Raw genomic sequence first — 26792 nt, 5'->3', positions numbered from 1 at the left:
TTAAACGGTAGCCATGTCATTTCTATTTTCGCCAATAACCATTCGGAGCATCCAGCTTAAGAACCGTCTTGTCGTTTCGCCGATGTGCCAATATTCCAGTGTCGATGGCTTTGCCAATGACTGGCACCTGGTTCATCTGGGAAGCCGGGCGGTAGGTGGCGCGGGCCTGATCATCTCCGAAGCTGCCGCCGTGTCGCCCGAGGGACGCATCACACCCGACGATCTGGGTATCTGGGCCGATGAGCACATCGCCAATCTCAAACGTATTACGCACTTTATCCAGCAAAACGGGTCGGTAGCGGGTATACAGTTGGCCCACGCGGGCCGTAAAGCCAGTCACCGAAGTCCATTGAAGGGCGGCACCGCCATTGCGCCCACCGAAGAGGGCGGCTGGCAAACGGTAGCGCCGAGTGCCATACCGTTCGATGAGGGAGGTCCGTTGCCGACAGCCCTGACGAACGACGGGATTGAAAAGGTGCTGGCCGATTTTGAGGCCGCTGCCCGCCGGGCGCTGGATGCCGGGTTTCAGGTCGTAGAGATCCACGCTGCCCACGGCTACCTGCTCCATGAATTTATGTCGCCGTTGAGCAATCAGCGTACCGATAACTACGGTGGCTCCTTCGAGAATAGGATTCGGCTGTTGCTGGACGTGATAGCCCGCGTTCAAACCGTTTGGCCAAAAGACTTACCACTATTTGTGCGGATATCGGCGACCGACTGGACAGAAGGGGGCTGGACAGCCGACGATTCGGTTCTGTTAGCCACGGTGCTAAAAGACAAAGGCGTTGACGTGATCGACTGCTCAACGGGTGGCAACGTGCCCCGGGCCAGCATTCCGACTGCACCCGGCTACCAGGTGTCGTTTGCTGACCGTATTAAAAACGAAGCCGGTATGACCACCGCTGCCGTGGGCCTGATCACGTCTGTTGAGCAGGCTGAAGCCATTCTGGCGAACGGGCAGGCCGACCTGATTCTGCTGGCCCGCGAGTTTCTACGGAGTCCCTACTTCCCGCTACAGGCGGCTCACGAACTGGAAGAAGACATGCCCTGGCCGGTACAGTACGAACGGGCGAAACCCAGAAAACACCAGCCTCGCTGAAAAACGTGCATCATGGATAAAGTAGGTGCGGCTTAACCTGTCAACAGATTACTGTCGATGCTGGCCCTGGTTCAGGTTAAAACAGCATTGGTTCTGACCTAAGCGGCTCCCTGTGGGTGCTGCCGTTTACGGAATTCGTTGTATAGCGTCACACAGATAACCGCCGACAGAACACCGACACCCGTACCCGCCAGTACATCGAGCGGGTAGTGGGCTGCTACGTAGATCCGGCTGTAGGAAACGAAGGCCGCCCACAAAAACGTCAGCCGTATCCAGGGGTGCTGCCGACCGAGGAGGAGCCATAAGGTGGTTGCCAGCGCAAACGTAGTGGCTGCATGAGACGACACAAAACCGTATTGACCGCCACAGTCCAGCACCGGGTGAATAAGTTTTTGCAGGGCTTCAACATGGCAGGGCCGGGGCCGGAGCGTCAACGGTTTCAGCACCGACGAAGACACCTGATCGCTCAGGGCTACGGCCGCAATGATCGTCAACAACAAACCAATGGCCTGCTTTCGGTAGCGGTAAATAAGCCAGCCAACGAGTAGTGCATAGAAGGGGAACCAACTGTTCCGCTCGGTTACCCACACCATAATGGGGTCGAGCCAGGGCGTGTAACGGCCATTGAGCCACAGGAACAGGTCGGTATCGAGTTGGTGAAGTTTCTGGATCACGGTGGACTGGTAATTGGTGGGAAATAACCGGCCCCGGTTTGGCAAATGAATTGGACCGTACTACAAAACCAGGAACTGGCTCAGGTAGTTGCGGGCGGTGAGGATAGCGGTCCGAACATCGTCGGGACTGCCTTCGAAAGCCTTGTCTTCGACTTCGATACAAACGGGTCCCCGGTAGCGCACATCGGTAAGGGCCGCAAAGAAGGCACCCCAGCGAACATCGCCCAGACCCGGTAGTTTGGGCGAATGGTAGTCGAGCGGATTCGCCATGATGCCCACCCGGTTGAGTTTGTCGCGGTACAGTTTCACATCCTTCAGGTGGATATGGTGTAGCCGGTCGCGGTAGTTGTAAATGGGCAGTACTTCGTCCATCATCTGCCAGATCATGTGGCTCGGGTCGTAGTTGAGTCCCAGCACCCGCGACGGGATGATCTCGAACATACGGTCCCAGATAGCGGGTGTGGTCGCGAGATTCTTGCCACCCGGCCACTCGTCGTCCGTAAACCACATGGGACAATTTTCGATACCGATCTTCACGTTGTTCTCTTCCGCTACCTTTACGATACCCGGCCAGTGTTCGGCGTATAGTTTCAGATTGTCGGCGATGCTCAGCGACGGATTGCGACCAATGAACGTGTTAACGACCGGAACGCCCAATTTCGCAGCTGCCCGGATAATTTTCTTGATATGCTCCCGGTAGAACTCTGCCTGCTCTGGATTCGGGTCGAGCGGGTTTGGATAGTACCCCAGCCCCGAGATCGACACGCCGTACTCAACCGTCAGGGCGTGAATATAGGTGATATCAAGATTGTCGACGTCGATATGTGTCACACCGGCATACCGGCGGGCATCGGCATTACCCGTTGGCCAGCACATGACTTCGACACAGCGAAACCGCTGTTCGGCCGCAAATTTGAAAACACTGTTCAGGTCGTAATCGGCCATAATCGCCGAAACAAAGCCAAGGTCGAGCATATAGGATAAAGGTTAGAAAATGGGTATCAGTAACCGACGTCACGTGAACCGTCAACGTCACGATCTTCATCCAAAGCAACGCTCAGCGGTACTTCGCCAAACTGGCGGTGGGCTTCGTCCAGGATCGCAGCGGTACTTGAGGTGCCCACCCGGGTGACGCCCATCTCCCGTACCGTCAGCAGGTCATTGAGGGTACGGATACCCCCCGACGCTTTCACCCCAACGGCAGGGCTCACATGATCGAGCATCAATTGCAGATCGGCCAGTGTGGCCCCGACCGTGTTGTAGGTACCGTCGGCGTCTTTTACGAAACCGAAACCCGTCGACGTCTTCACGAATTCGACACCCACGGCTGAGCAGATGGTACACAGGCCGATCTTTGACTGATTGTTGGTCAGGAAGTCGTTCTCGAAAATAACTTTCAGGATCGCTCCGTTCGCCCGGCAGGTTTCATGGATCGTCCGGATCTCAGCTTCCACATAGGTCCAGTCTTCGCTCAGTACCTTGCCAACGTTGACGACCATATCGATCTCGACGGCACCGTCGCGGCAGGCCTGCACTGTTTCGGCCACCTTGATAATGGTGGCGTTACTGCCGTGGGGAAAGCCGATAACGGTTCCCACCCGGACGTCGGAACCCGCCAGCAGGTCGGCGGCCAGCGGAATCGCGTAGGGCTTGACGCAAACAGAGGCTACCTCGTAGCGCAGCGCCAGCGCACAGCCCGCCCGCAACTCCGCATCGGTCAGGGTAGGGTGCAGCAGCGCATGGTCGATCATCCGGGCAATCGAGTGAATCAGGGTCGTGTCCATCGGGTAGGTTTCCTGCTTAAATAAAACCAAGCTTTTGCCGCACGCGCTGAATTGTCTGGCGGGCTACGGCGCGGGCTTTTTCTTCTCCCGCCTGTAGTTCGGCTTCCAGGGCGTCGTTATTGGTCATGTAGTAGTTGAACCGTTCCCGCTCAGAACCGAAGCGCTCCAGTAGCAACTCATAGAATGCTTTTTTCGCCGTGCCATAGCCATAGTTGCCACCTTCGTAATTGCTGCGCATCTGGGCAATCTGCTCTTCCGACGCCAGCAACGAATATAACTGAAAGGTGATATCGGTGGCGGGGTTCTTGGGCGCTTCGAGGGGCGTCGAGTCCGACTTTATTTTCTTGACAACTTTATACAGCTCATTCTCCGGCAGGAAAATGTCGATGTAGTTGTTATAGGACTTGCTCATTTTCGCGCCGTCGATGCCCGGAATGACCATGAGCCGCTCATCGATGCGCGCTTCGGGCAGCACCAGAATGTCTTCGCCTACAGACCGGTTCACGGCACCGGCAATGTCACGGGTCATTTCGATGTGCTGCCGCTGGTCTTTTCCGACGGGGATAAGCTCCGCATCGTAGAGCAGAATGTCGGCAGCCTGTAAGACCGGATAGGTAAACAGACCGGCGTTGCTGGTGTTGGCCGACCCGCCATCGGCCGTTAGTTTCGCCACTTTATCCTTGTACGAGGTTGCATTTTCCAACATCGGCATGGGCGTAAAGCAGTTGAGGTACCAGGCCAGTTCGGTATGCTCCGGCACTCGCGACTGCCGCCAGAAGGTAGTTCGTTCGGTATCGATACCAAACGCCAGCCAGGTCGAGGCAATAGCCCGGACGTACTCCTTGCGGGTGTCCCCGTCGCGCAGGCTGGTCAGCGAATGGAGGTCGGCGATGAACAGAAATGAGTCATTGCCGGGAATTTTCGATAGATCGATAGCGGGCTTGATGGCCCCCAGGATGTTGCCCAGATGCGGTCGTCCGCTGCTCTGGATACCAGTTAAAATACGTGCCATATGTTAAGAGTGGAGGAAAGGGAGGGGGGAGGAAGGAGAAAAGGGGTCGTGCATTGTATTCCCTTTTCTCCCTCCTCCCTTTCCTCCACTCTCCCCTTTTTATTACTTTCCTTGTGCTTCTACGACGGCGATGGCGACCATGTTCACGATTTCGCGCTCCGACGATCCCAGCTGCAGGACATATACCGGTTTGTGGATACCGAGCAGAATGGGACCGATGGCGTCGAAACCGGCCGTTTCGCTCATCAGGTTATAAGCGATGTTGGCCGCCGACAGGTTCGGGAAGATGAGCGTATTAGCGCCCTCGCCCACGAGCTTGCTGAACGGGTGATTCTGTTGCAGCAACTCCCGGTTAAAGGCTAAGTGAGCTTGAATTTCACCGTCGACGATCAAATCCGGGTGTTTACGTTGTAGGATTTCAACGGCCCGGTTCATCTTCTCGGCATCTTCTCCTTTGGCGCTGCCGAAGTTGGAGTAAGTGACCAGCGCAATGCGGGGTTTGATGTTGAAGCGCTCTACGGCGCGGGCTGTCATCTCGGTGATCTCCACGATCTCGTCGGCGGTGGGGTTGAAATTGACCGTCGTGTCCGAGAAAAAGAGTGGCCCGCGTTTGGTAAGCAGGATGTACATACCCGCTACTTTCTGCACGCCCGGCTCCCGTCCAATCACTTGCAGGGCGGGACGGATCGTGTCGGGGTAGGAGCGGGTCAGGCCTGAAATGAGGGCGTCGGCCTCACCCGTTTCCACCATCATAGCCCCGAAATAGTTGCGGTAGAACATCAATTTTCGCGCTTCGGTAGCGTTGACGCCTTTACGCTGCCGCTTTTTGAAATAGATATCGGCAAAGCGGTCGATGAGTTCCAGCTGTTCCGGTGCGCGCGGGTCGATGATGGGTATCTGGCCAAGGTCAAGGCCATTCTCCAGAATGATCTGCTGAATTTTCTCCTTTTCACCCAGCAGGATCGGGTAGGCGATACCGTCGTCACGCACCTGCTGGGCGGCTTTCAGCACCTTCAGGTTTTCGGCATCGGCAAAGACAACGCGTTTTGGACTCGTCTTGGCCTTGTTCAGAATCACCCGCGAGATCTGGTTATCCTGCCCCAGCCGACCGGCGAGTTGCGCCTGATACGCTTCCCAGTCAGAGATGGGCAAACGGGCTACTCCCGACTCCATGGCTGCTTTGGCCACGGCGGGGGCAATGGTCGACAGCAGGCGGGGATCGACCGGCTTAGGCAGAATGTACGTCCGTCCGAAGATCATGTTTGCCTCACCATAGGCCAGATTGACCAGGTCCGGCACCGACTTTTTGGCCAGATCGGCCAGCGCGTAGGTAGCGGCCAGTTTCATGGCTTCGTTGATTTCGGTAGCCCGAACGTCGAGCGCTCCCCGAAAAATGTACGGGAAGCCGAGTACGTTATTGACCTGGTTGGGATAGTCTGACCGGCCCGTCGCCATGATGAGGTCGGGCCGGGCGGCCATAGCCTCCTCATAGCTGATCTCGGGTGTGGGGTTAGCCATGGCAAACACAATGGCATCTTTGGCCATCGCCCGGATCAGGTCCGGCCCAACGATGTTACCTTTGGAGAGCCCAACAAATACGTCGGCATCTTTAAATGCATCGGCGAGGGAATTGATATCGCGGCTCGTGGCGAAGGGTTGGGTAATATGGTTGAGGTCGGTGCGGTCGGCACGGAGCGGCCCAACGACGTCGAACATGACGATATTTTCTCTTGTTGCTCCCAGCGCTACGTATTGACGGGCGCAGGAAATGGCTGCCGCCCCAGCTCCCAGAAAGACGAACTGCGCCGTCTCGATCTTTTTACCAACCAGTTCGAGCGCGTTGAGCAAAGCGGCTCCGCTGACGATGGCGGTGCCGTGCTGATCATCGTGCATGACGGGGATGTTCATATCCCGCTTCAGCCGCTCTTCGATTTCGAAGCACTCGGGCGCTTTGATATCTTCGAGGTTGACACCCCCGAAGGTAGGCTCCAGAATCCGGACCGTTCGAACAAATTCTTCGACGTCCTTCGTATTCAGTTCGATGTCGAACACATCGATATCGGCGTAGATTTTAAACAACAGGCCTTTGCCTTCCATAACGGGTTTGCTGGCTGCGGGACCAATATCGCCCAGCCCTAAAACCGCCGTGCCGTTGCTGATCACGGCAACGAGGTTTCCCTTGGCGGTGTAGGTGTAGGCATCGTCGGGGTTGGCTTCGATGGCCAGGCAGGGCTCGGCAACACCGGGCGAATAAGCCAGTGAAAGGTCGCGCTGGGTGCTGTATTCTTTTGTCGGGATGACTTCGAGTTTGCCCGGCCGCCCCTTGGCGTGGTAGTCAAGGGCATCTTCACGCCGGATTTTTTGCTGCATAATAAATGGGTCTGCTGATGTTGGGATGCTGTTCCCTTCGGGAGGGCGAAGGTACGGAAGTTTCAACGCCTGAAATGACGATGTGTATGTTACACGGTCTGGGCTAGACGCTGCAACTCGGCCCATTCGTCTGAAAGTGGGTGAGCGGGCGATTTTGATCCATAATATTTTTCGACCAGCTGCCTCACCAGTTGGTAACTGGCAGATGATGCCAAACCTGGCTTGGCTAGTATCGTCAGGAGTCTGGAAAACAACTTGTCTTTGAGCGCCAGATACTGATCGGTCATGAACGTATCTTCCGACAACTGCTGATGCCTTTTTAGGAGCGTATCGACCTCCTGTAGTTCACGAATCAGATCGTAGACTTTTAAGAGTTGTGCGTTCTTCATCCGAATAAATGAGTTCAAGAAATCCTTTCTTATAAACGATACCCCGGCGGTTTCTTTCCGTTTTTGTGAATTTATCGAGCCAGTAATCTCTATCGCCAACATATAAGGCGAACAACCGGTGTTCGGGCGGGAACACCCTAACCAGATAAGCATCCATGCCGTAACCAAGTGACTGAGGGTAGGTAAACGGCTTTAATGCTGGCCCTAATTTGTCAATATCGGCAAAAGAAAGAAACGTAACAATATCAATATCGCCTGGATGTGGTTCTGCTGTTGTGAAACTGCCATCTACCCATTGCGTGAATGATAGCTCACCCAGGCAAGCGCATAAATCAGTCATATAATCCAGGTAGCCTCTAAACAGAGCTAGACGCTGTGGGGTTGCCCTATCTTTCACAAAGACAGTCGCTAACTCAGGAACGGTCGACGGAACATTATAATCGGGTACTATTAGCCCCTTTTGGTTTAGTTCAATCAAGTCAGTGTTAGGTTAGACGTTAGATAGGTCCGCGTACAAGGGTAGTAGAGGGCGTTTTTACGCCTGTTTTTTCTTCTGGCTAAGTAGTCTGCTGATGTAAACCGGTTGTCCGGTTTGGGAGGGCGAAGGTACGGAAAAAGTTAGCGGGCTGCTGTATCAAGTTGCCCGAAGCAGCCGGTGCTGATCGACATAGACCCAGCCTGTCCAGCACAGGATCAGCAGCATACCAAGCAGCATTGTTCGTAGTATGGGGTTGGTACGTTTTGGTTCGTAAACGGGCGACTGGCTTTCAATGTGGAAACGAGTGGTTTGCTGCGCTGCAAAAACGTCGACCATCCGAAAATCGCTGTACTTATCGCCAAATGTGAGGGGTTCTGTTTGGGAAAGTTTCCGGCGGAGTTCACTTTCCCGGATCGTTAATTCGATAGGCTGCCCCATGTCGACAGCCCAGACCAGGTACGCTAGTGAATCGGTATACTCCCGGCGTGACAGATAGAACGAGAAGTTGGGGTAAGTAATCAGGGAGATGGTTACGCCCTTCAAACGCCCCTTATTTCGGATCTCTTTTGCCTGGCTGACCCCATCTCTGATGGTGACCAGATGGGCGGGTGTGCTGTCAGTGTCGTTATGAGCCAGGAAACCGAAAACAATATTTATTAGTATGATAAGGGCTGTTGCGCCGATGAGCCATCGGATCAGATTCCGTTCGGGCACCGTTATCACGTTCTGATGCTGACCGGCTTTACCGTACTGCGTAAACAGGTCTTTTAAATCAGCGTAGTCTCTGTACTCATTCGATCGAAGCACGAACCAGGCATCGGTCAGGTATAGGGTCAGCTCATCGAACGACTCCATCCTGGTTGAATTAGGACGCTCGTTATAGGCCATAATCGCGGAGTAGGGATGCCATCTCGCTTTTTGTCCGAGCTTCTTCAGCCAGAAACCATCCGACGTTGTTTCGATGTACGCCGTTACGGTCCAGGAGTCGAACGGGGCCACGATCCACAGAAAACCCGCAATCGAATAGCAGGTCAGCAATAAATTGAGATCCGGGTAAGCCTGTCCATCGGTAGCTATCTTGTATGGGATAACGAGTGAAGACAGGAGCAGTAGTGCCATGATGCCCCAGCGTCCATATAGATAGGCGGCCTTTATGCGGTAAACTTCTTCGTGAACACCTACCATTGACAGAGTCGCAATGAAATGGAAATTAGGTTAGCTTGGTACGAACCTATAGCGGTTTAGCCAGCTGAAAGCCGTGAGTTTGTCCAGCGGAACAACGCCGGTAAGAACGGTTATTTGTTTACCTATTCGCCAGATTCGATGTAAGCGAATTTAGCCAATTTAACGAACTTCGCGGCCACACAGCCGTACCCACTCAACTACGCTATGATCCGTATCTTTCAACAGGACGAAACGTCCGTCCGTAAAATCCGCGACATCGACTCCTTCTCCGACACCGAGCGGACGTTATGGGTCGACTTGCAGAATCCGACACCCGCCGAGATCAAAAGTGTAGAGGAGAAGTTTGACGTCGATTTTTTGAGCCAGCAGGAGCAGCTGGAAATTGAAAGTTCGTCGCGCTACATCGAAGAAGATGACTTCATGATCGCCAACTCTAACTTCCTGGTGCCCGACGAAGACCAGCGCTACGTGACGGTACCGGTAAGTTTTCTGCTCAAAGACGATACGCTGTTCACGTACCGCAATGCTGATCTCAAGTCCTTTGCCGATACGGTGAAGCGGATCAAGTCGCGCCGGGCCATGTTCAGCGATGGAGCCCAGATCCTGATCTATATTTTCGAGTCCCGCATCGATTACGACGCCGATTTGGTCGAGATGGTGTCGAGTGAGATCAAGGCCATTAACAAGATGCTCGATCTGGACGCGAACCTCGACCGCGAAATGCTGCTCAACATCAACGATTACCAGGAACTGACGATGTCGATCCGGGAAAATGTTGTCGATAAACAGCGGGTGATCTCAGCCATGATACGGTCTGCTGGCTGGTTTAACGAAGCGGAGCAAATCCGGTTACGAACGCTGATCAAAGACATCAATTCGCTCATCGACCACACGAACTTCATTTTTGAGCGGCTGGAGTTCCTGCAAAATACGTATCTGGGTTTGATTGATTTGGAACAGAACCGGATCGTTAAAATATTTACGGTGGTGTCGCTGGTGTTCCTGCCGCCTACGCTGCTGGCCAGTATATGGGGCATGAACTTCGATAACATGCCCGAACTGCATCTGTCTTTTGGCTATCCTCTGGCGCTGGCCCTGATTGTGTCGTCGTCGTTATTAACGCTCTATATTTTCCGCAGGAAGAACTGGTTGTAAGGCTACCTTGCCGGGCAATGGAGCGCGCATAGTTTCGTTCTGGTGATAAACCTCAACTAAATGAAACGCTTATTTGTCGCCTGTTTTGTCGTGCTTATGCTGGCCGTGGGTTGCAGCCGCCCGGTGTCTGTATATTACCCGCCACCGCGCCATGACAACGGCCTGCATAAGGGTTGGTATAAGCACGGTAACGTGAAGCATATACCTCCCGGACAGGCTAAAAAGATGAATCGTCGAGGGTATTGATTATGGCAAAAACGGGCAGCAGGCAATAAAAATCATTTCCTGATTGCAGGTAGGTTGTTACTATCCGGCGATTATCCGTCTGATAAGCGTACTTAACCACCTGACTTTCATGGAAAATGCTCAGTCTTCTGCCCAGCGCGTCTACGACCAGATGCTTACTTTTGCCACTATTTACGGCGGCAGTGTTCTGCTCGCTATTGTCACCCTCATCGTTGGTCTATGGCTAATCAGCTGGATCATTAAGGTTCTTTCGTCGGTAATGACCAATCGGCACGTCGACCGGGACGTACAGCCGTTCCTGCTCTCGCTGGTGAGTGGCCTGCTGCGCGTGTTGCTGTTACTCAGTATAGCGAGCACATTAGGGGTGGCTACTACCTCGTTCGTAGCTATCATTGGTGCGGCTGGCCTAGCGGTGGGACTGGCACTTCAGGGTAGCCTGGCCAATTTTGCCGGTGGCGTCCTCATCCTTATTTTCAAGCCCTTTCGTGTCGGCGATCTGATCAATGCCCAGGGTTTTACCGGTAACGTGGAAGCCATCCGTATTTTCGATACGACGCTCGTCACGCTCGACAACAAAACGATTATTCTGCCCAATGGCCCCTTATCGACCTCAGCTATTACGAACATAAGCACGAAGGGGACTATTCGTGTCGATCAGGTCTATACCGTGGGAAGCCAGAACGATATCGACGCGACCGAAGCGTCTATCCGGCGAGTGGTCGATGCCTGTCCGTTTGCACTCAAGGATCGCACCCACGATGTGTTGATAACGAAACTGAACGCCAACTCGCGCGATTATGACGTTCGAGTCTGGACCAAAAGCGAGACGTACTGGGAAACCCACTATTACATGCTCGAAAACGTGGCCCGGCAGTTTGGCAAAGACGATATTCTGGCTCCCAAACCGCAACTGTTCGTTACCAGCGAGTAAGACAACCAAAGGAATAGCCCACCGTAAGAGAAGGCCCGAAGGGATTATCCGTTCGGGCCTTCTGTATACTTAAACAAGTTGTTGGCTGGCCGGTTGATTCATGTAATTCGTTTCTCGTTTTATCGCAACGTACCATGTCAATACTTACCAGTTCGTCACTCATCCGGTCGCTTGTCAGCGGTCTTGCCGGAGCCATTGCGTTAAATGTTCTCCACGAAACCGTCCGGCAGTTTGTGCCCGAAGCGCCCCGCGCCGATATCCTCGGCATGCGCAGTATCAAAAAAGGCTACGAAAAAGCGGGTGAGCAGCCGCCCACCGGCGACAACCTATATGGGCTGGCCATGCTCGGTGATGTCACATCGAATGCGGTCTATTACAGCCTGGTAGGTATTGGTCCGAAACAGCCACTACTGGTGGGGGCCGGGCTGGGCGTCCTGGCTGGCGTTGGTGCCGTAACGCTGCCCGGTCCAATGGGGCTGGGCGAGGCACCTACCACCCGTAGTTCGGCGACTATCGCTATGACGGTGGCCTGGTATCTGTTTGGGGGCGTGGTTGCCGGTGGCGTTTATGAACGCCTGAAATAACGTTAACCGAAAACGTACGTTTTTTTCACAGTTGAGGGCCGGTTGCATTGCTTTTGTCATGCAACCGGCCCTCAACTGTGAAAAAAAACTCAGGATTCCGTAACGGCGGTATCAGGCGATTCAGTGATAAGCATCGGCACGGGTGGTGGGTTTAGTTGCTTGAAGAAATTAGTGGCAACGAATTTACCAACTTTAGTGCCCGCCAGGAACCCGTTATCGCCATCCCACTGGAAGTGTACGCCCAGATATACCCGGCTGCGGCCATTTTCCAACGCTGCGGCCATCAGGCTGTTGAAGGTGCGCGTAACGCCCACGGCATTAGGGTCTTCGGTTGTGAGGGTAAAGGTGATATTATCGGTACCCAGGGCAACGCGCATGGCGGCTGCATGGGCTGCACCAAAGGTGGCATGGCCGGAGACGTAAGCCGGGAAAGGGGGCGAGAAACGAGTGACGCTCGTTTCTGACATGACCTGGCCCGGTGTGCTGGTCATACCGCGTTGAGGAGCAGTACGGGACAGCGGCTGCCAGAACGGATCGGCTCCTGTGTGGGTATTCCCGTCTGAGTTAGCTTCCCGGACAGCCGATTCGGGTCGCCATAAATCAATACCGGTTTCGTACTTGACATCCCAGGCTACAATGGCCGCGTCAGCCATAGCCATGCCGGCCAGAGCAAAGAGCCGGGCACTTTCTTCCAGGGTCAGATTACGTTGCTGCGCAATGATGCTGGTCATAGTATACAACTGCCCCGGCGGTTTCGAGGTACCGTCGAGGTCGTTAGCCCAGAAGAAGCCGATCTGGGTTTGCTCGGCCGTACGATGGGTGGAGTCACTACTTCCCAGCAGTTTCACTTCATTCAACTGGGCTGCATACTCCGGGCTGGCCAGCATTTCGCTCATGGTTTCAAACCCTGCCGGTAAACTGGGACGAAACTTTTTGTTGGGTGACCACTGGCCAAAAGGATGCAGAAGGCCCCATTTAGGGGTCACCCCGCTAGTGCCTGGCTGGGTTGGACGCCATTGACCAGGCGTAGCCGAGCCCGGATACGTGGTGGCGTTATCATACCCATCCGATTGACGGGAGTTGATCATGGCCTGAGCGATACATTCGCCAAAGTCTTTACTGGCCGTATGCTGGACATTCGATCCGCCTTCGTCGTTCAGTAACGTACCGAATGATGCGTCAAGATTGGTCTGAATTTCGAAGCGTTTGGCCCCCGGTACAAGGTGGGCATCACCACTGACTGTCATGAGGATGTGGCGAGCGGCATAAATAGCGGAGAGCCTCTGCAGCGCATCCGGGCCCGGTATGCAGGCAATTGGGTTCAGGTACGTCTCATACGTTGGCACACCGGCTGGCGCTAACGCATTGATCACCTCAAACATGGCAATATGCAACATGGCACCCGTCCGGGAAATAGGACCCGGCGCACCACCTGCCTGGCGGACCATTTGCAAATAAATCTCATTACACTGACTGACAATGTCCATACTCGTAGAAAGGTTTAGGATTAATACCACTGACAGCAACGCGCTGGAATGACAAAAGTAGAAGGACTTATGGCCAGTTAAAAGGGGGAAATGCCGGGATATTTAGCGTATAAATACCTGAAATACAATAGGTTATATGATACTATGGTCGTCGTAAAAACAAGCACATCATTATGGCCATCGCAATGGTTGAAAACATAAACGCGTCGTAACCGGATGAGCTTTCATCTGGTTACGACGCGTTTATATAGGGTGGTTTGCTTACTTGTCCAGCTCAATTACCGAGAGCGTATGCGGAGCATCGAACCGCTGGTTCCTGAACGCTTTTTCCGGCATATCGTAGTTTGCAATAAACAGGCGTTTTCCTTTCAGAAGGACTTCGGCCGGTTGATCGAGCAGGCCATTGCTGCCGTTGGTATCGCCATTTTCGGCCAGTGTGCTCACCTTACCATCAGGAGAGACCAGACGAATGGCATTACTTTTGGAGTCGCACACATACAGTTGATCGGTCGTCCGGTCAACGATCAGCCCGTCGACGCAGGCCAGGGTCGCGAACTTTGTTTTTTCGGCGAGTGAACCGTCTGGCTTGAGCGTCATTTTATAGATAATGCCGTCGCCGAATCCCCCCGTGAAGAAATTGCCTTTACTGTCATAATCCAGTCCGTCGGCGCCGTTGTCGAGGGCGCTCGGGTTATCCTGTGTCGTGAAAGTTGTCAGGATATGCGGGTCGGTAAAGCCGGCTTTGAGTTTTACCGGGGTTCCGTTAAGCTCGCTGAGTGAAAAATGAAGGATAGCACTCTCGCGGGGTTTTTCGGGCGTATCCCACTGGCTGTCGGTGACGTAGATGGTGTTGCCTTTCCAGACGACAGCATTCGCCAGCCGGAAGCCTTCGACCACCATTTCGGCGGTTGTTGGTTTGCCGTTCTGTATTCGGATGCGCATCAGCCGCGACTTCCGTTCTTTGCTATACTGCCACTGGTTGTCGGCATAATACAGGTTACCATCGGGTCCGTAGGCCAGATCCATTGGGGCGGCATGTTTGGTGTCGGGGTGCTTCGGCGGTGCGAAGAAAAAGCCAATCGTGTCGTTGGCCATACGCAGCAACACCGGTGTAAAGCTGGGATTGCCGAAGTTGGGTACCGACAGAATTACGCTGCTGTCGGGTGCCAGTGCCATACCGTCGGGGGTGTTGTACATTTCGGGCAGCGAGTGGAGCAGGGCAGGCCGCTTGCTGCCGGTAATCTGCACCGATGTATCGGTTGTTGCTGCTGCCGATGTAGCGTCACCTTGTTTATCTTTCTGGTTTGACTGACAACCCGTCGCCAGGGCTGCGACCAGCAAAGCCAATGGAATGGAATAGTTCATGTAGTTTCTTCGTAACGTTTCGTGTCATTTATCTGAGTCAGTAACGGCGGGTGAAGACGAATGTTCGTTAACCTTAGCGTACCGGGAATACAGCCTTCTACATCCAAAAGACCAGGCGGGATCAATTCCCGCACACTAGTGAACGCAAACCTTCCGGCAAACACCGGGTTAGCGAAAGAGAGAAAACACTCAACATAAATGAAAACGATGTATAAAAATGCGGGTCGTCTAGTGGCCCTGTTGCTGGCAACCGCGCTAAGCGGCCAAGCGCAGCAAACACCCGTGGAATCGGTCTTTAAAGACGATACGTACCAGCTTACGGGCGTAGCCGTATCGAAGTCAGGCCGGATGTTTGTCAATTATCCCTACTGGACCGATACCTACCGGTATGCCGTGGTTGAAGTAGCCAAAGATGGTTCGGTAAAACCATATCCCGATGCGGCCTGGAACAGCTGGAAGCCCGGTCAGGACCCTACCAATAAATGGGTATGTGTGCAATCCGTATTTGTCGACGATAAAGACCGGTTGTGGGTGATCGACCCGGCCAGTCCCAAGCAGGAGGGGGTTTACAAGGATTCGCACAAGCTGGTTTGCTTCAACCTGACGACGAATAAAGTAGAACGCACCTACCCCATGAAAGGGATTGTGGGAAAGGATAGTTACCTGAACGATATCCGGGTCGACACGAAGCGCGAACTGGTTTATCTGACCGAGTCGCAGCAGGGCGGAATCGTGATTGTCGACATCAAAAGCGGAAAGACGCGCCTGACGCTACAAGGGCACCCATCGGTCGTGTCGGACCCTACCTACAAGTTCATTATCGATGGCCGCGAACTCCGCGACCCCAAAGGTCCTGTCAAGTTCAACTCCGACGGGCTGGCTCTGACACCCGATGGAAACACGCTCTATTACAAACCGCTGACGGACAACAAACTCTACCGGATCAAGACGGAGTATCTGCTGGATACGACAATTGCCGACAAAGCGTTGTGGGCGCAGGTAGAGGATCTGGGTAAATTCACTTCGACAGATGGCATGATCATCGATCCGGCTGGTTACCTGTATTTGGGCGATATTCAGAACTACACGATGTATCGCCTGAACACAACTGCCGATCTGAAGCGTGAAAACCTGCTCACCGACCGGGTCCGGCTGCAATGGCCGGATAGTTACGCGGTCCAAAATGGCTACCTCTACATCACGACGTCACAGATCGACCACATGGCCAAGCATAACGGGGGTAAGTCGACCAGAAAGAGTCCCTACGAGGTGTTTCGAATGAAGATTGGGAAGTAGTTGTTTAAAGATAAGTAGCCACTACCAGGGTCTTCGACCACTGGCAGGACATAATGAGCGATGCCCTGCCAGTGGTCGAAGACCCTGGTAGTGGCTACTTACCTCCAGGTAACTACTTATCGTTAAATTCGATACCCTACCACCGCAAACAGCGGATCGCTCCAGCCAGCCGGACTACGGTCGAGCACCTCAATCTGATCGAACAAACCCGTTTGTTCATAATAGCTGCGTACCAGCCGTTGATGTCCCTTATCGTCCAGCGATTGCCAGATGGCTACCGCTTTGGTGGGGAACATCCGGTTGGAGAATACGGTCATGAAAGGAGCGCCCGGCCGTAAGACCCGTGCCACCTCACGGTACACCGTAAATGGATCGGTCAGATACTGCACGGATACGGTTACCATGCCGCCGTCGAAACTGGCGTCGGAGTAGGGGAGCCGTGCCTGCCGGTTCAGGTCCTGAAGGACATAATCGGTCAGTTGTGGATTCTTTCTTAGCTCGGTTTCATTCATGCCCAGGCCCGCCACCCGGCTGTAGGCCACATCGCCGGGCAGATGGCTCACCCAGCTGCTCATCAAATCCAGAATGGCACCCCTGGCGGGTAAATACTCCCGAAACAGATCGGTGGTGGCGGCAATAGCCGCGTCATCGATATGCGCAACCAGTCGCGGCTGGACATAAAAATTGGCGTCGTCGGTTTCGTCGTAGCGTTGAAAAGGATTATTGGCTGTCATGGAATAACCGGTTTGCTGATCCATCTCCAACTGCCCGTTCGACACGAAGGTTTGACTGGCCGCTGTGTTTACAAACGCCTGCCGGGTGGTACTTTTGCGCGATATGCGTTATTTCATTGAACTTTCATACCGCGGTACGGCCTATCATGGCTGGCAGGCGCAGGCCAACGGGGTTAGCGTCCAGACGACCATTGAAGCGGCCCTGTCGCAACGATTCGGGTACCCGATGTACATTCTGGGTAGCGGCCGTACCGACGCCGGTGTCCACGCCGAACAGCAGTTTGCCCATATCGATGTGCCGGAGCCACTGGCGCTATCCGATTCGCTGATCTACTCCCTCAATTGCATCCTGCCTGAGGATATTGCCATAAAAACTATTTTTCCCGTACGCCCCGCCGATCACGCCCGGTTCTCGGCTACGTCCCGGTACTACCAGTATCACATCACACGGCACAAAAACGCCTTTCAAAGTGGGCTAACCTATCATTTCAGGCCGGAGCTGGACGAAGGGCTGATGAATGAGGCCTGCCAGTTATTGCTGCATACGAAGGATTTCAAAAGTTTCAGCAAGGCCCGCGCCGACGTAACCAATTTCCTGTGTCGGCTGGATCTGGCCTACTGGGAGCGTAGCCGCGACCGGCTGACCTTCCATATCAAAGCCAATCGATTTTTGTGGGGTATGGTCCGGACGATAGTAGGTACTATGGTGGAGATTGGTCAGGGGCACATGAACCTCGATCAGTTCGAAACTATTATCGAGGCCAAAGACCGCAACAGGGCGGGGCGGGCCGCACCGGCCAATGGACTGTACCTGGTTGAAGTAACCTACCCGCCGGAGGTACTCGCTGAGCGGATTCTACTGGGCTAAGGAACGATCGGGGGGTGACAGGAGGGCATCCTCTTTCAGTAATCGCAACAATACGCCATTGGTGGGGCCGTACCCATCGGGAATAGGGAGGTCTTTGTCGCCCGAGGACCGGGAGCCGACTACATTGTAAACGGAAAGAAAAGTGCCGGTGGCTTTATAAGCCTTCAGGGTTTCGGCCTGCCAGTTCCGTTTGATCTGACTGGCGGGTTCGGTGAGGTTGTAGTTCCGAAGCCCCTGAATGGCGAACCACTGTACGGAGGCATAGCCATTGGGCGAATCCCATACCTGACTGGTTCGGGAGGTGGTTGTTGCCAGCAGACCGCCAGCCTTCAGGAAGTCGCGTTGAAGTGTCTGGCCAACGTATCGGGCCTGGTCGAGTGTCGCTATCCTGACAAACAACGGCAGGGCAGCCGCGGCAGAGTAGACAGACGTGGTTTTCTGGTCTACGAAATCATAATCGAAATAGAAACGACGCCGGTCATTCCAGCAATACTGCTGGATGGCGTCGTGCCGTTTCTGGGCCTGGATCTGGTACATTCGCATCCGGCGTTTGTCGCCTTTAAGCCGGTATCCTTCGGCCAGCGTTCGTTCCAGGTTGAGCAGCAGGCAGTTGAGGTCTACCGGGATAAGGTCTGTGGTATGGATGCTGCGGAGTACCTTGCTGTCTTTGAGCCAGCGGCTGCTGAACGTCCAGCCCGATTCGGCCCCGGCGCGCAGGTTCCGGTACAGGGCCGGGGCATCTTTCCGGTTCTTCACCAGGGCCATATCTTCCCGGTACGCTTCGGGGCGGGGGGTGTCACGGTCATCATAATAGCGATTGAGAAAAACGCCGGATGCCATCCGTACCACCCGCCGGTAAGCCGGTGCTTCCTCCGTCGTCTTATCCCGGCCATCCATCCAGAAATTGTATTCCTGCTGCAGCGCGGGCAGGTACGTAACCAGCACCCGCCGACCCCGTGTTTCGCTCAGCAAGCCTACCATCAGCGAGAACACCGGCGGCTGTGATCGGCTCAGGCAGTAGGTCCGGTTGCTGGACGGAACATGGCCGACGGTTCGGATCAGGTAGGCAAAATTATCGACCATGTGCCGCATCAGGGCCGTCTGGCCGGAGGCCTGCAACCCCAGCATCGTAAAATAACTGTCCCAGTAGGGGAGTTCGCCCGACCGGCCGTCTGTTGTAACATACGGGTTCGGGAGCGTTATCAGGGAACCCGCATCAGCCCGATCGCCGGACTGTCGGGTCAGCAGGGGCCATAGACTCGTCAGGGTCTGCTGAGCCGACCCCGTCGGCCGGACTTTGCGGGCAGGCGTTGGCAGGGTTGGTACGGTGAAGTGCTGCTCCACAAACGATTTCAGAGAGAAGCCACGCGTCTGACGGGCCTTTTCATAACTTTTTAGAATGACGGGCGCAGGAAATTTTGGTACACAGTCGGCAAAGGTTTTAGAGTCGGGGAAGATCATCCGGGTTTGCACCTCAGCGAACAGGTCGCCGTATTGCTCATCGGGTGCCAGTGGCTGGGCAAAAGAACCGGTAGGCAGGGTGAGAAATAACAGGAATATAAGACAGATTCGTTGGCTCATGGTGTACTGGTTAGCCGGAAATCGTGATCATTTTCGCAAAATCCGGGTTTCTAGTCTGTAACGTGTAACACGATGGCCGATGCCCCGTATTAGTCTGGTTGTTTTATGGGACAACGAACAAATTTTTACGGCTGGTATATCCAATACCGGATGGGTTGTTGAAGAAGGGGCCGAAACAGAAAGCGGGCGCGTTGCGATCGACAGAAAAATAACCATCAGGCGGGAGAAACCCGACGAACTTTGCTTTAACGAACATGAACACACTCGCATCTGCGCCCACGTTTTTATCCGATGATTTTCTGCTCCAGACCGAAACGGCCCGGCGGCTTTATCATGACTATGCCCGGTCGATGCCAATCATCGACTACCACTGTCACCTGCCACCCGATCAGATTGCGCAGGACAAACGATTCGATAATATGACCCAGCCCTGGCTCTACGGCGACCATTACAAGTGGCGGGCCATGCGGACGCACGGGGTTTCCGAAAAATACTGTACCGGGGATGCCAGCGACTGGGAGAAGTTCGAGAAATGGGCTGAAACCGTTCCGTATACCCTGCGAAATCCGCTTTATCACTGGACGCACCTGGAACTCAACAACCCGTTTGGCATCCAGGAACTCCTCACACCAGCTACGGCCCGCAGTATCTACGAAACCTGCAACGAGCAACTGCCACAACTGACGGCCCGTCGCCTGCTCCAGCATTTCGATGTGCGGGTGGTCTGCACTACCGATGATCCGCTCGACTCGCTGGCGCACCACGATCAGATTGCCCGCGATGGGTTTGCGGTCAGGATATTGCCAACGTTCCGGCCCGACAAGGCCATGGCTGCCGATGATCCGCATGCCTTTCGCGCCTATGCCGACCGGCTGGCCGAGGTCACCAACCGGGATATCAGCACCCTCGCCGACTATATCGACGCCCTTAAATCCCGGCACGACTATTTCGCCGAACGGGGTTGCCGACTGTCGGACCACGGGCTGGAAATGGTCTATGCCGAGTCTTATACCGACGGTGACGTGCAGAGGCTGTTCAATCAGCTTCGCCGGGGAGTTGCTATTGCGCCCGCCGACGTCCTGATGTTCAAGTCATTTATGCTGGTACAGTTTGCCGAGTGGGATCATGAGAAAGGCTGGACTCAGCAGTTTCACCTGGGCGCACTCCGGAACAACAACGTCCGGCGGCTAAGGGAAATAGGGCCCGACACAGGTTGGGATAGCATCGGGGATTTTCCGCAGGCAGCCTCTCTGTCCCGTTTCCTGGGCGGTCTGGACGATCGGGACAAACTGGCTAAAACGATCGTGTACAACCTCAATCCCGCCGACAATGAAGTAATGGCGACCATGGTCGGTAACTTCAACGATGGCTCGGTGCGGGGTAAGGTTCAGTTTGGCTCGGGCTGGTGGTTTCTGGACCAGAAGGATGGGATGGAGCGCCAGATGAATGCTCTGTCGAACATGGGGCTGATCAGCACGTTTGTCGGTATGCTGACCGACTCACGTAGTTTCCTGTCCTACAGCCGCCACGAGTATTTTCGGCGCATCCTGTGTAATCTGTTTGGTAACGATGTGGAGAATGGCGAACTGCCCGCCGATATTGACTGGATAGGCCAGATCGTACAGGATATCTGCTACCGGAATGCCGATCGCTATTTTGGTTTTTAACCCCGTTCCATGACCCACGCTTTCGTTGAGATCCATGGCCGCTCCGGCGCACCGGTAACGCTTCATGTTGTGCAGGCCGGGCCAGCTGACGGACCACTTATGATTCTGCTCCATGGCTTCCCTGAGTTCTGGTACGGCTGGAAGAAGCAGATCGGCCCGTTGGCCGAAGCGGGCTATCGCGTCTGGGTACCCGACCAGCGTGGGTATAACCGTAGCGACAAGCCCGACGGCATTGGAGCTTATACGGTCGACGTTCTGGCGGCTGATGTGGTGGAACTGATCGATGCCGCTGGTCAGCAGAAGGCAATCGTCGTGGGCCACGACTGGGGAGCTGCCGTGGCCTGGTGGGTAGCGGCTACCCACCCCGAGCGGGTCGAACGACTGGTCGTATTGAACGTGCCGCATCCGGCAGTGATGAAGCAATACGCCAGTCGAAACATCGGTCAGATGCTGCGAAGCTGGTATATTGGTTTCTTCCAGCTACCGGTCATTCCGGAACTGATGGCCAAACTGGGAAACAGGGCCATGTTGGTCCGAACACTACGCGGCAGCAGCCGTCCCGGTACTTTCTCTGATGACGATATTCATGAATACAAACAGGCATGGTCGCAGCCTGGAGCCTTTCGGGCAATGGTGAACTGGTACCGGGCCGCGCTACAGCGCCCTCCTGCTCATGCCCTATCGATTCGGATTACTGTACCAACGCTGCTTATCTGGGGTGTTCGCGACCAGTTTCTCAAGCGGGACATGGCCCAGCCCAGCATCGATCTGTGCGACAACGGCACCGTCTTTTTTTTCGAAACCGCGACTCATTGGGTACAGCACGAAGAACCGGAGCGAGTCAGTGAGTTGATAATAGAGGGGGGGTGAGGGGAGGGAGGAGGGAGGAAGGAGGAAGGAGGAAGGGCAGTTGACGCACTCTGGCGAAAGCAATCCCCTTCCTCCCTTTCCTCCTTCCTCCCTTTCCTCCTATTTATAAACCTTCCCGTCTTTCATTACGAATTTGACAGCTTGAAGGGTTTTGATGTTTTGGATCGGGTTTTCATCGACGGCTATGATATCGGCGAATTTGCCTGTTTCGATAGAACCGATCTGCGTGTCCATACCCAGCAGTTTCGCGTTCGTCATCAGGGCCGCTTTGATTGCTTCGACAGGGGGCATTCCGGCTTCGACCATGTACTCGAACTCCTTGGCGTTATAGCCATGGATATATACTCCTGCGTCGGTACCAAAAGCGATCTTAACGCCTGCCTTATACGCCTTGGCAAACGTAGCCTGGATTTTTGGACCAATCGCCAGCGCTTTCGGTGTTACCAGCGCCGGGTAGTACCCAAACCGCCGGGCTGAGTCGGCTGCGGTCTTGCCGGCGATAATGGTCGGGACGTAGTAAGTGCCGTATTTTTTAAATAACTCAATAGCTTCATCGTCCATCAGGGTGCCGTGTTCGATGGTTTGAACCCCCGCCCGGATGGCCCGCTTCATTCCTTCGGCACCGTGGGCGTGGGCCGCCACGGCAAACCCGTAATCTTTAGCTGCATCGACAACCGCTTTCACTTCTTCTTCTGTGAACTGAGCTCCGGAGCCGTCTTTCGCATTACTCAGTACGCCACCCGTAGCCGTGATTTTGATCAGGTCGGACCCATCTTTATAGCGTTGCCGAACGGCTTTACGGGCATCTTCGGGACCGTTGATAACGCCCTCCATCGGGCCGGGATCACCCATCAGGTCCTTACGGTAGCCGTTAGTCGGGTCGGCATGCCCCCCGGTTGTGGCAATGGATTTACCAACGGTCAACACCCGAGGCCCATCGACCAGGCCGTTATTGATCGCATTACGAAGTGATACATTGACGCCCGAGCCGCCCAGGTCACGGACGGTAGTGAATCCTGCCAGTAAGGTTGTCTTCGCATATTGAGCTGCCTGGTAGGCGACGTCGGCGGGGTTGCGCGTGAACCCATCGATGGCACCACCCCGGCGGGTCTGGCTTTCCAGATGGACGTGCATGTCGATCAGGCCCGGCAGCACCGTCTTCGCCTTCAGGTCTACTACACGATCCTGACCGGCAGGCGTGGTAAATCCTTTTTGGACCGCCGTAATTTTGTTGCCTTCAACCACAACCGTCATCTGCGGTTGCAGTGTGTTGCCAATCCCATCGAAGAGGTTTCCGCAGTGGATAAGGGTACGTTGGGCAATCAGAGGTGATGCCAGCAGCGACAGGCTCGCCAGCAGGTACAATTTTTTCATAGAATAAGTATTGGACGGATATAAAAAAGCCGCAACGGAAGCTGCGGCCTTCAAATTACGGAAAGTTGCCGTTAAACGCGCCTACAAGCGGGAAACTTGCACCACAGCTTCGGGCAGATTTGCGTTTTCGGGCCCTTTTCGGAACCCGCCATCCCGAAGGATAACCTTATACTGTTGGCCCTCGAACGCAACCGTTACTGAGTCGGCCGGTGGATTGATCGACGACATCCGTTTGTAATTGGGAATGAACGTCCATAAATAAACGGACTGTGTCTGGGCATTTTTCGACAGCTGGAGTTTGACGCTGGCGCTGTTTGGCGCAAAACAGTTCGCGTTGGACGGGCAAATGGATACGTTAACCGAATCGGCCAGAACGGTAATGCCAGCGGTTGTTGTTATCGATTCACGGCTGATCAGCGCGACATGGTCGGGTGGAATTGCCGGAACCAGAGGGTTTGGCTGACAGGCGCAAAAAAGACAGATTACAACAAAGACACAACCGAGCGTAGATTTAAGGTGATGTGACATAGTTATACCGGTTTTTAACAGGACCGCTTTGACTGCCAAACCGTTGTAGTTCACTTTTTGTCGGTTAAAAGTTTTAGGATCAGCAACTGAGTTTGCTGCATCTCATCGAATCGAACAAAGACCTGCTCAAACCGGCGATCGATCTGCTCAAACCGTCGGTCCATTTGTTCGAGCCGTTGATCGATCTGTTCAAACCGTTGATCAACCTGTTCGAATCGTCGGTCGACCTGTTCGAACCGTTGATATACCAGTTCGAATTCCTGTTTGACCTGATTGAAGCCAGTTGTTACATCCTGCCGGATGGCTCGTACTTCAATAGTCAACACTGCCAGACCACTGGCCACGCGTTCTGTTTGGCGACCCTGATCGGCGGCTAAATTTTCAAGTTGCTCAACTCGTTCTTCAAGAAACATAATTGGTGGGCTGCCGAAGCGATAAATTAGTTTCGCAATGATACAATATTTAGCAACTTGTTTACATAAACTCCCCATCAGATGGGCGCTAGTTTTTCACAACAACCCCATCGGCTACGAACGTGAGGGCTTTTTCGGGTTCGGTAATTTTCTCGATCTCTTCTTTCGATTTGCCGGCATCCTGCGCATAATGCCGCAGTTCGGAAATGGGCGTTGTCGTGGTTTCAGCCACACCTTCCATCACTACCGTTTTGCCGACAATATCTTTTGGTACGAAGAATCCGTAATCTTTAAAGCTTACCCGCATCACCTGACCGTCGCCGGTTTTGACGTTCATCCAGCAACCTTTCATCTTGCAGACCGATTCGACGGTGCCTTCTACTTTAGCCGGCATTTTATCTTTACCGTCCATTTTGGCGGCTAACTGTGTAGCGGGCAGGGCACCTTTGTCGGAAATTTTTTTGCCGTGGTAACTGGCGCTGGTTTGGGCTACGGCCCCAAAAGACGCACCCAGGATCAGTCCAATAATCAGAAGATTTTTCATACAGTCAATGCGTTATATTTACCCAAAAGTACCCATTCAAACGCACTTTTAAAATAAGCTATGGTACGTGTCAAACAAATTATAGGGTTCGGGTTGAGCGTGTTATGCGTGATAGCCTGCCAGAAAAAAGAAAAAGCCGATCAGGTAAATCGTCGTACCACCTTTTTCGACAAAACGGGTATGGATACGACCGTTAGCCCCGGCAACGATTTTTTTACGTATGCCAATGGTGGGTGGGTCAGGAAAACGGCAATTCCCGGCGACCAAACCGGGTGGGGGTCCTTCTATCAGATTTATGAAGACAACCAGATAAAAACCAGAACCATACTCGACGAAGCGGCAGGGTCCAAAGCGAAAGCCGGTAGCGTGGAGCAGCAGGTTGGCGACTTTTACGCCAGTGGTATGGATACGCTGACGATCGAGAAACTCGGTTATGAACCCCTGAAAGCCGAACTCGCCCGTATTGCCGCCCTGACCGACTACAAGGGTGTTTTGAACTACATTGCTTCGGATAAAGCCAATCGGGGCGGGGAGTTTATTGGCCTTTACGTTGGAGCCGATGACCGGCAAAGCTCACTGAATCGCATCAATTTTGGTCAGGCAGGTCTTTCGTTGCCGGAAAAAGACTACTATACTAAAACCGACTCCTCGACCCGCAAGATCAGAGCCGCTTTTGTGGCGTATGTGGCGAAGCTCTTCACGATGGTCGGCGTAGACGCAGCGACAGCCCGGACGAAAGCCGACGCTATCCTGGAGTTTGAGACAGCGCTGGCTGCATCGCACAAAGCACCCGCCGACCTGCGCGACCCTGTTGCCAACTACAACAAACTTGCCGTTGCCGACCTGACGAAACGTATGCCTAACCTCGATTGGCGAACGCTGCTGACGGCTATGAGTCTCGGGAAAATTGATACTGTACTCGTTTCGCAGCCGGGGTACTACCAGGCGCTGGACAAGCTTTTGCCGGCTACGCCCATCAGTGTGCTGAAAGACCGGCTCGTGTTCGATCTGCTGGATAATAACGCCAGCTTATTGAGTAAACCGTTCGAACGGGCCAGCTTCGAGTTTAACAGCAAAACGCTTTATGGCCAGCCTCAGCAAAAAGAGCGCTGGAAACGGATCGCCAGCCGGGTCGATGGGTCGCTCGGTGAAGCCCTGGGTCAGTTGTGGGTCAAGAAGTACTTTCCGGCAGAGGCCAAAGAACGCATGCTGACGCTGGTCGATAACCTGCAAAAAGTGTATCGCGAACGGATTGAGAAGCTGGACTGGATGGCCCCTGAAACTAAAAAAGTGGCGTTGATCAAGCTGGATAAGTTCGCCAAGAAGATTGGCTACCCCGATAAATGGAAAGATTATTCAGACATAGACATAAAGCGGGACGACTACTTCGGTAACGTACAGCGCGCCCGGGAGCATTATTATAACGAAGAGTTTGCAAAAATCAATGAGGCTGTCGATAAGGCCGAGTGGGGTATGACACCCCCTACGGTGAATGCCTACGCGAATCCAACCAATAATGAAATTGTGTTCCCGGCGGGTATTCTTCAATTCCCGTTCTTCGACAAAGATGCCGACGACGCCATCAACTACGGTGGGATAGGGATGGTAATTGGCCACGAGATGACGCACCTATTCGATGATCAGGGCCGTCAGTATGATGCGCAGGGCAATCTCCGCGACTGGTGGACCAAGCAGGACGCTGAGCGGTTTTCGGCCAAAACGCAGGCGGTTGTAAACCAGTACAACGGCTATACCGTGCTCGATAACCTGCATCTGAACGGTCGACTGACGCTGGGCGAAAACCTGGCTGACCTGGGTGGGATTACGCTGGCCTATCAGGCGTTTAAGCTGACGAAGCAGGGGCAGGGCACCGAAAAGATCGACGGATTTACCCCCGACCAGCGATTCTTTCTGGGTTTCGCGCAGGTATGGCGTATCAAGGTGCGCGACGAAACCGAGCGGGTGGGCGTCGCTACCGATCCGCACTCACCCGCTAAATTCCGGGTAAATGGTCCGCTAACGAATTTTGCGCCCTTCTATCAGGCGTTTTCGGTGAAGGCGGGGCAGAAACTGTTTAAGCCGGAGGTAGAGCAGGCAAGGGTTTGGTGACGTAGACAGGCTCCTCACCATACTGGGTGGTGAGGGAGGTTAGTGACAA

At 54.1% G+C, this 26792-nt stretch carries 27 protein-coding genes; 10 read left to right on the top strand and 17 right to left on the bottom strand.

Features of this window, described 5'->3' with window-relative positions; genetic code table 11:
• Nucleotides 1-13 precede the first annotated feature (13 nt).
• Entirely contained in the window at nt 14-1099 is a 1086-nt protein-coding gene (namA, locus tag FH603_RS11055; RefSeq protein WP_186737551.1) for an NADPH dehydrogenase NamA, read from the top strand.
• Nucleotides 1100-1197: 98 nt separating this feature from the next.
• On the opposite strand, the gene FH603_RS11050 is transcribed toward namA, so the two are convergent.
• The 8 genes from FH603_RS11050 to FH603_RS11015 form a co-directional block, all read right to left on the bottom strand.
• The gene (locus FH603_RS11050) at nt 1198-1773 is read right to left on the bottom strand and encodes a phosphatase PAP2 family protein (protein ID WP_186737550.1); all 576 of its coding nucleotides are present in this window, start codon (nt 1771-1773) and stop codon (nt 1198-1200) included.
• 60 nt (nt 1774-1833) lie between these two features.
• Complete coding sequence (locus FH603_RS11045) at nt 1834-2748, bottom strand: sugar phosphate isomerase/epimerase family protein (protein WP_186737549.1); 915 nt, start codon at nt 2746-2748, stop codon at nt 1834-1836.
• A gap of 26 nt (nt 2749-2774) precedes the next feature.
• Complete coding sequence (gene deoC, locus FH603_RS11040; protein ID WP_186737548.1) at nt 2775-3557, bottom strand: deoxyribose-phosphate aldolase; 783 nt, start codon at nt 3555-3557, stop codon at nt 2775-2777.
• Between the two features lie 16 nt (nt 3558-3573).
• Nucleotides 3574-4569, bottom strand: coding sequence for a tryptophan--tRNA ligase (gene trpS / locus FH603_RS11035; protein ID WP_186737547.1), 996 nt, complete (start codon nt 4567-4569; stop codon nt 3574-3576).
• A gap of 102 nt (nt 4570-4671) precedes the next feature.
• The gene (locus tag FH603_RS11030; protein ID WP_186737546.1) at nt 4672-6939 is read right to left on the bottom strand and encodes an NADP-dependent malic enzyme; all 2268 of its coding nucleotides are present in this window, start codon (nt 6937-6939) and stop codon (nt 4672-4674) included.
• Between the two features lie 89 nt (nt 6940-7028).
• Nucleotides 7029-7328, bottom strand: coding sequence for a hypothetical protein (locus FH603_RS11025; protein ID WP_186737545.1), 300 nt, complete (start codon nt 7326-7328; stop codon nt 7029-7031).
• Nucleotides 7285-7806 carry a DUF6932 family protein gene (locus tag FH603_RS11020; RefSeq protein WP_186737544.1) on the bottom strand — a complete coding sequence of 174 codons (522 nt, stop codon included), beginning with the start codon at nt 7804-7806 and terminating at the stop codon, nt 7285-7287. The genes FH603_RS11025 and FH603_RS11020 overlap by 44 nt, the downstream gene beginning before the upstream one ends.
• A gap of 156 nt (nt 7807-7962) precedes the next feature.
• Nucleotides 7963-8991 (bottom strand): hypothetical protein, encoded by a 1029-nt coding sequence (locus tag FH603_RS11015; RefSeq protein ID WP_186737543.1) that lies wholly within the window; start codon nt 8989-8991, stop codon nt 7963-7965.
• A 204-nt stretch (nt 8992-9195) separates the two neighbouring features.
• On the opposite strand from FH603_RS11015, the gene corA reads away from it, so the two are divergent.
• Nucleotides 9196-10146, top strand: coding sequence for a magnesium/cobalt transporter CorA (corA, locus tag FH603_RS11010; protein WP_186737542.1), 951 nt, complete (start codon nt 9196-9198; stop codon nt 10144-10146).
• A 69-nt stretch (nt 10147-10215) separates the two neighbouring features.
• Here corA and FH603_RS28945 read toward each other — a convergent pair whose 3' ends face one another.
• Nucleotides 10216-10347: a hypothetical protein gene (locus FH603_RS28945; RefSeq protein ID WP_262891260.1), complete on the bottom strand. Its 132-nt coding sequence runs from the start codon at nt 10345-10347 to the stop codon at nt 10216-10218.
• Between the two features lie 154 nt (nt 10348-10501).
• Between FH603_RS28945 and FH603_RS11005 the strand changes: the two genes are divergently transcribed.
• A complete protein-coding gene (locus FH603_RS11005; RefSeq protein WP_186737541.1) occupies nt 10502-11323 on the top strand; it encodes a mechanosensitive ion channel family protein in 822 nt (273 codons plus the stop codon).
• A 134-nt stretch (nt 11324-11457) separates the two neighbouring features.
• Nucleotides 11458-11907, top strand: a complete 450-nt coding sequence (locus tag FH603_RS11000) for a hypothetical protein (protein WP_186737540.1) — start codon at nt 11458-11460, stop codon at nt 11905-11907.
• Nucleotides 11908-11996: 89 nt separating this feature from the next.
• Here the strand turns inward: FH603_RS11000 and FH603_RS10995 are convergent, their stop codons facing one another.
• Both FH603_RS10995 and FH603_RS10990 read right to left on the bottom strand, forming a co-directional pair.
• On the bottom strand, nt 11997-13394 hold the full coding sequence (locus tag FH603_RS10995) for a vanadium-dependent haloperoxidase (RefSeq protein ID WP_186737539.1): 1398 nt from the start codon (nt 13392-13394) through the stop codon (nt 11997-11999).
• Nucleotides 13395-13655: 261 nt separating this feature from the next.
• Nucleotides 13656-14759: an SMP-30/gluconolactonase/LRE family protein gene (locus tag FH603_RS10990; protein ID WP_186737538.1), complete on the bottom strand. Its 1104-nt coding sequence runs from the start codon at nt 14757-14759 to the stop codon at nt 13656-13658.
• Nucleotides 14760-14957: 198 nt separating this feature from the next.
• On the opposite strand from FH603_RS10990, the gene FH603_RS10985 reads away from it, so the two are divergent.
• A complete protein-coding gene (locus tag FH603_RS10985; RefSeq protein WP_235985374.1) occupies nt 14958-16055 on the top strand; it encodes a major royal jelly family protein in 1098 nt (365 codons plus the stop codon).
• 122 nt (nt 16056-16177) lie between these two features.
• On the opposite strand, the gene FH603_RS10980 is transcribed toward FH603_RS10985, so the two are convergent.
• Nucleotides 16178-16789 (bottom strand): methyltransferase domain-containing protein, encoded by a 612-nt coding sequence (locus FH603_RS10980; protein ID WP_186737537.1) that lies wholly within the window; start codon nt 16787-16789, stop codon nt 16178-16180.
• Nucleotides 16790-16892: 103 nt separating this feature from the next.
• Here FH603_RS10980 and truA point away from each other — a divergent pair, with 103 nt between their 5' ends.
• Complete coding sequence (gene truA / locus FH603_RS10975) at nt 16893-17657, top strand: tRNA pseudouridine(38-40) synthase TruA (protein WP_186737536.1); 765 nt, start codon at nt 16893-16895, stop codon at nt 17655-17657.
• Here truA and treF read toward each other — a convergent pair.
• Nucleotides 17646-19238, bottom strand: a complete 1593-nt coding sequence (gene treF / locus FH603_RS10970) for an alpha,alpha-trehalase TreF (RefSeq protein ID WP_186737535.1) — start codon at nt 19236-19238, stop codon at nt 17646-17648. The two genes, truA and treF, sit on opposite strands and share 12 nt — an antisense overlap.
• A gap of 79 nt (nt 19239-19317) precedes the next feature.
• On the opposite strand from treF, the gene FH603_RS10965 reads away from it, so the two are divergent.
• From FH603_RS10965 to FH603_RS10955, 3 genes are read left to right on the top strand one after another with little or no spacing between them, the layout of a single operon-like run.
• Nucleotides 19318-19533, top strand: a complete 216-nt coding sequence (locus FH603_RS10965) for a hypothetical protein (RefSeq protein ID WP_186737534.1) — start codon at nt 19318-19320, stop codon at nt 19531-19533.
• Complete coding sequence (gene uxaC / locus FH603_RS10960) at nt 19493-20905, top strand: glucuronate isomerase (protein ID WP_186737533.1); 1413 nt, start codon at nt 19493-19495, stop codon at nt 20903-20905. Before FH603_RS10965 ends, uxaC begins: the two co-directional genes overlap by 41 nt.
• 9 nt (nt 20906-20914) lie before the next feature.
• Nucleotides 20915-21775, top strand: a complete 861-nt coding sequence (locus FH603_RS10955; protein ID WP_186737532.1) for an alpha/beta fold hydrolase — start codon at nt 20915-20917, stop codon at nt 21773-21775.
• Nucleotides 21776-21874: 99 nt separating this feature from the next.
• Here FH603_RS10955 and FH603_RS10950 read toward each other — a convergent pair whose 3' ends face one another.
• From FH603_RS10950 to FH603_RS10935, 4 genes are all read right to left on the bottom strand, one after another.
• Nucleotides 21875-23149 carry a metal-dependent hydrolase family protein gene (locus FH603_RS10950; protein ID WP_186737531.1) on the bottom strand — a complete coding sequence of 425 codons (1275 nt, stop codon included), beginning with the start codon at nt 23147-23149 and terminating at the stop codon, nt 21875-21877.
• An 81-nt stretch (nt 23150-23230) separates the two neighbouring features.
• On the bottom strand, nt 23231-23677 hold the full coding sequence (locus FH603_RS10945) for a hypothetical protein (RefSeq protein ID WP_186737530.1): 447 nt from the start codon (nt 23675-23677) through the stop codon (nt 23231-23233).
• A gap of 50 nt (nt 23678-23727) precedes the next feature.
• Entirely contained in the window at nt 23728-24090 is a 363-nt protein-coding gene (locus tag FH603_RS10940; protein ID WP_186737529.1) for a hypothetical protein, read from the bottom strand.
• Nucleotides 24091-24178: 88 nt separating this feature from the next.
• Nucleotides 24179-24634, bottom strand: coding sequence for a DUF4920 domain-containing protein (locus tag FH603_RS10935; RefSeq protein WP_186737528.1), 456 nt, complete (start codon nt 24632-24634; stop codon nt 24179-24181).
• Between the two features lie 60 nt (nt 24635-24694).
• Between FH603_RS10935 and FH603_RS10930 the strand changes: the two genes are divergently transcribed.
• Nucleotides 24695-26743 carry a M13 family metallopeptidase gene (locus tag FH603_RS10930; RefSeq protein ID WP_186737527.1) on the top strand — a complete coding sequence of 683 codons (2049 nt, stop codon included), beginning with the start codon at nt 24695-24697 and terminating at the stop codon, nt 26741-26743.
• Nucleotides 26744-26792: the final 49 nt, after the last annotated feature.

It is taken from the genome of Spirosoma utsteinense, assembly GCF_014282275.1.
Lineage (GTDB): Bacteria > Bacteroidota > Bacteroidia > Cytophagales > Spirosomataceae > Spirosoma > Spirosoma utsteinense.
This window is presented reverse-complemented; position numbering and strand designations above follow the sequence as displayed.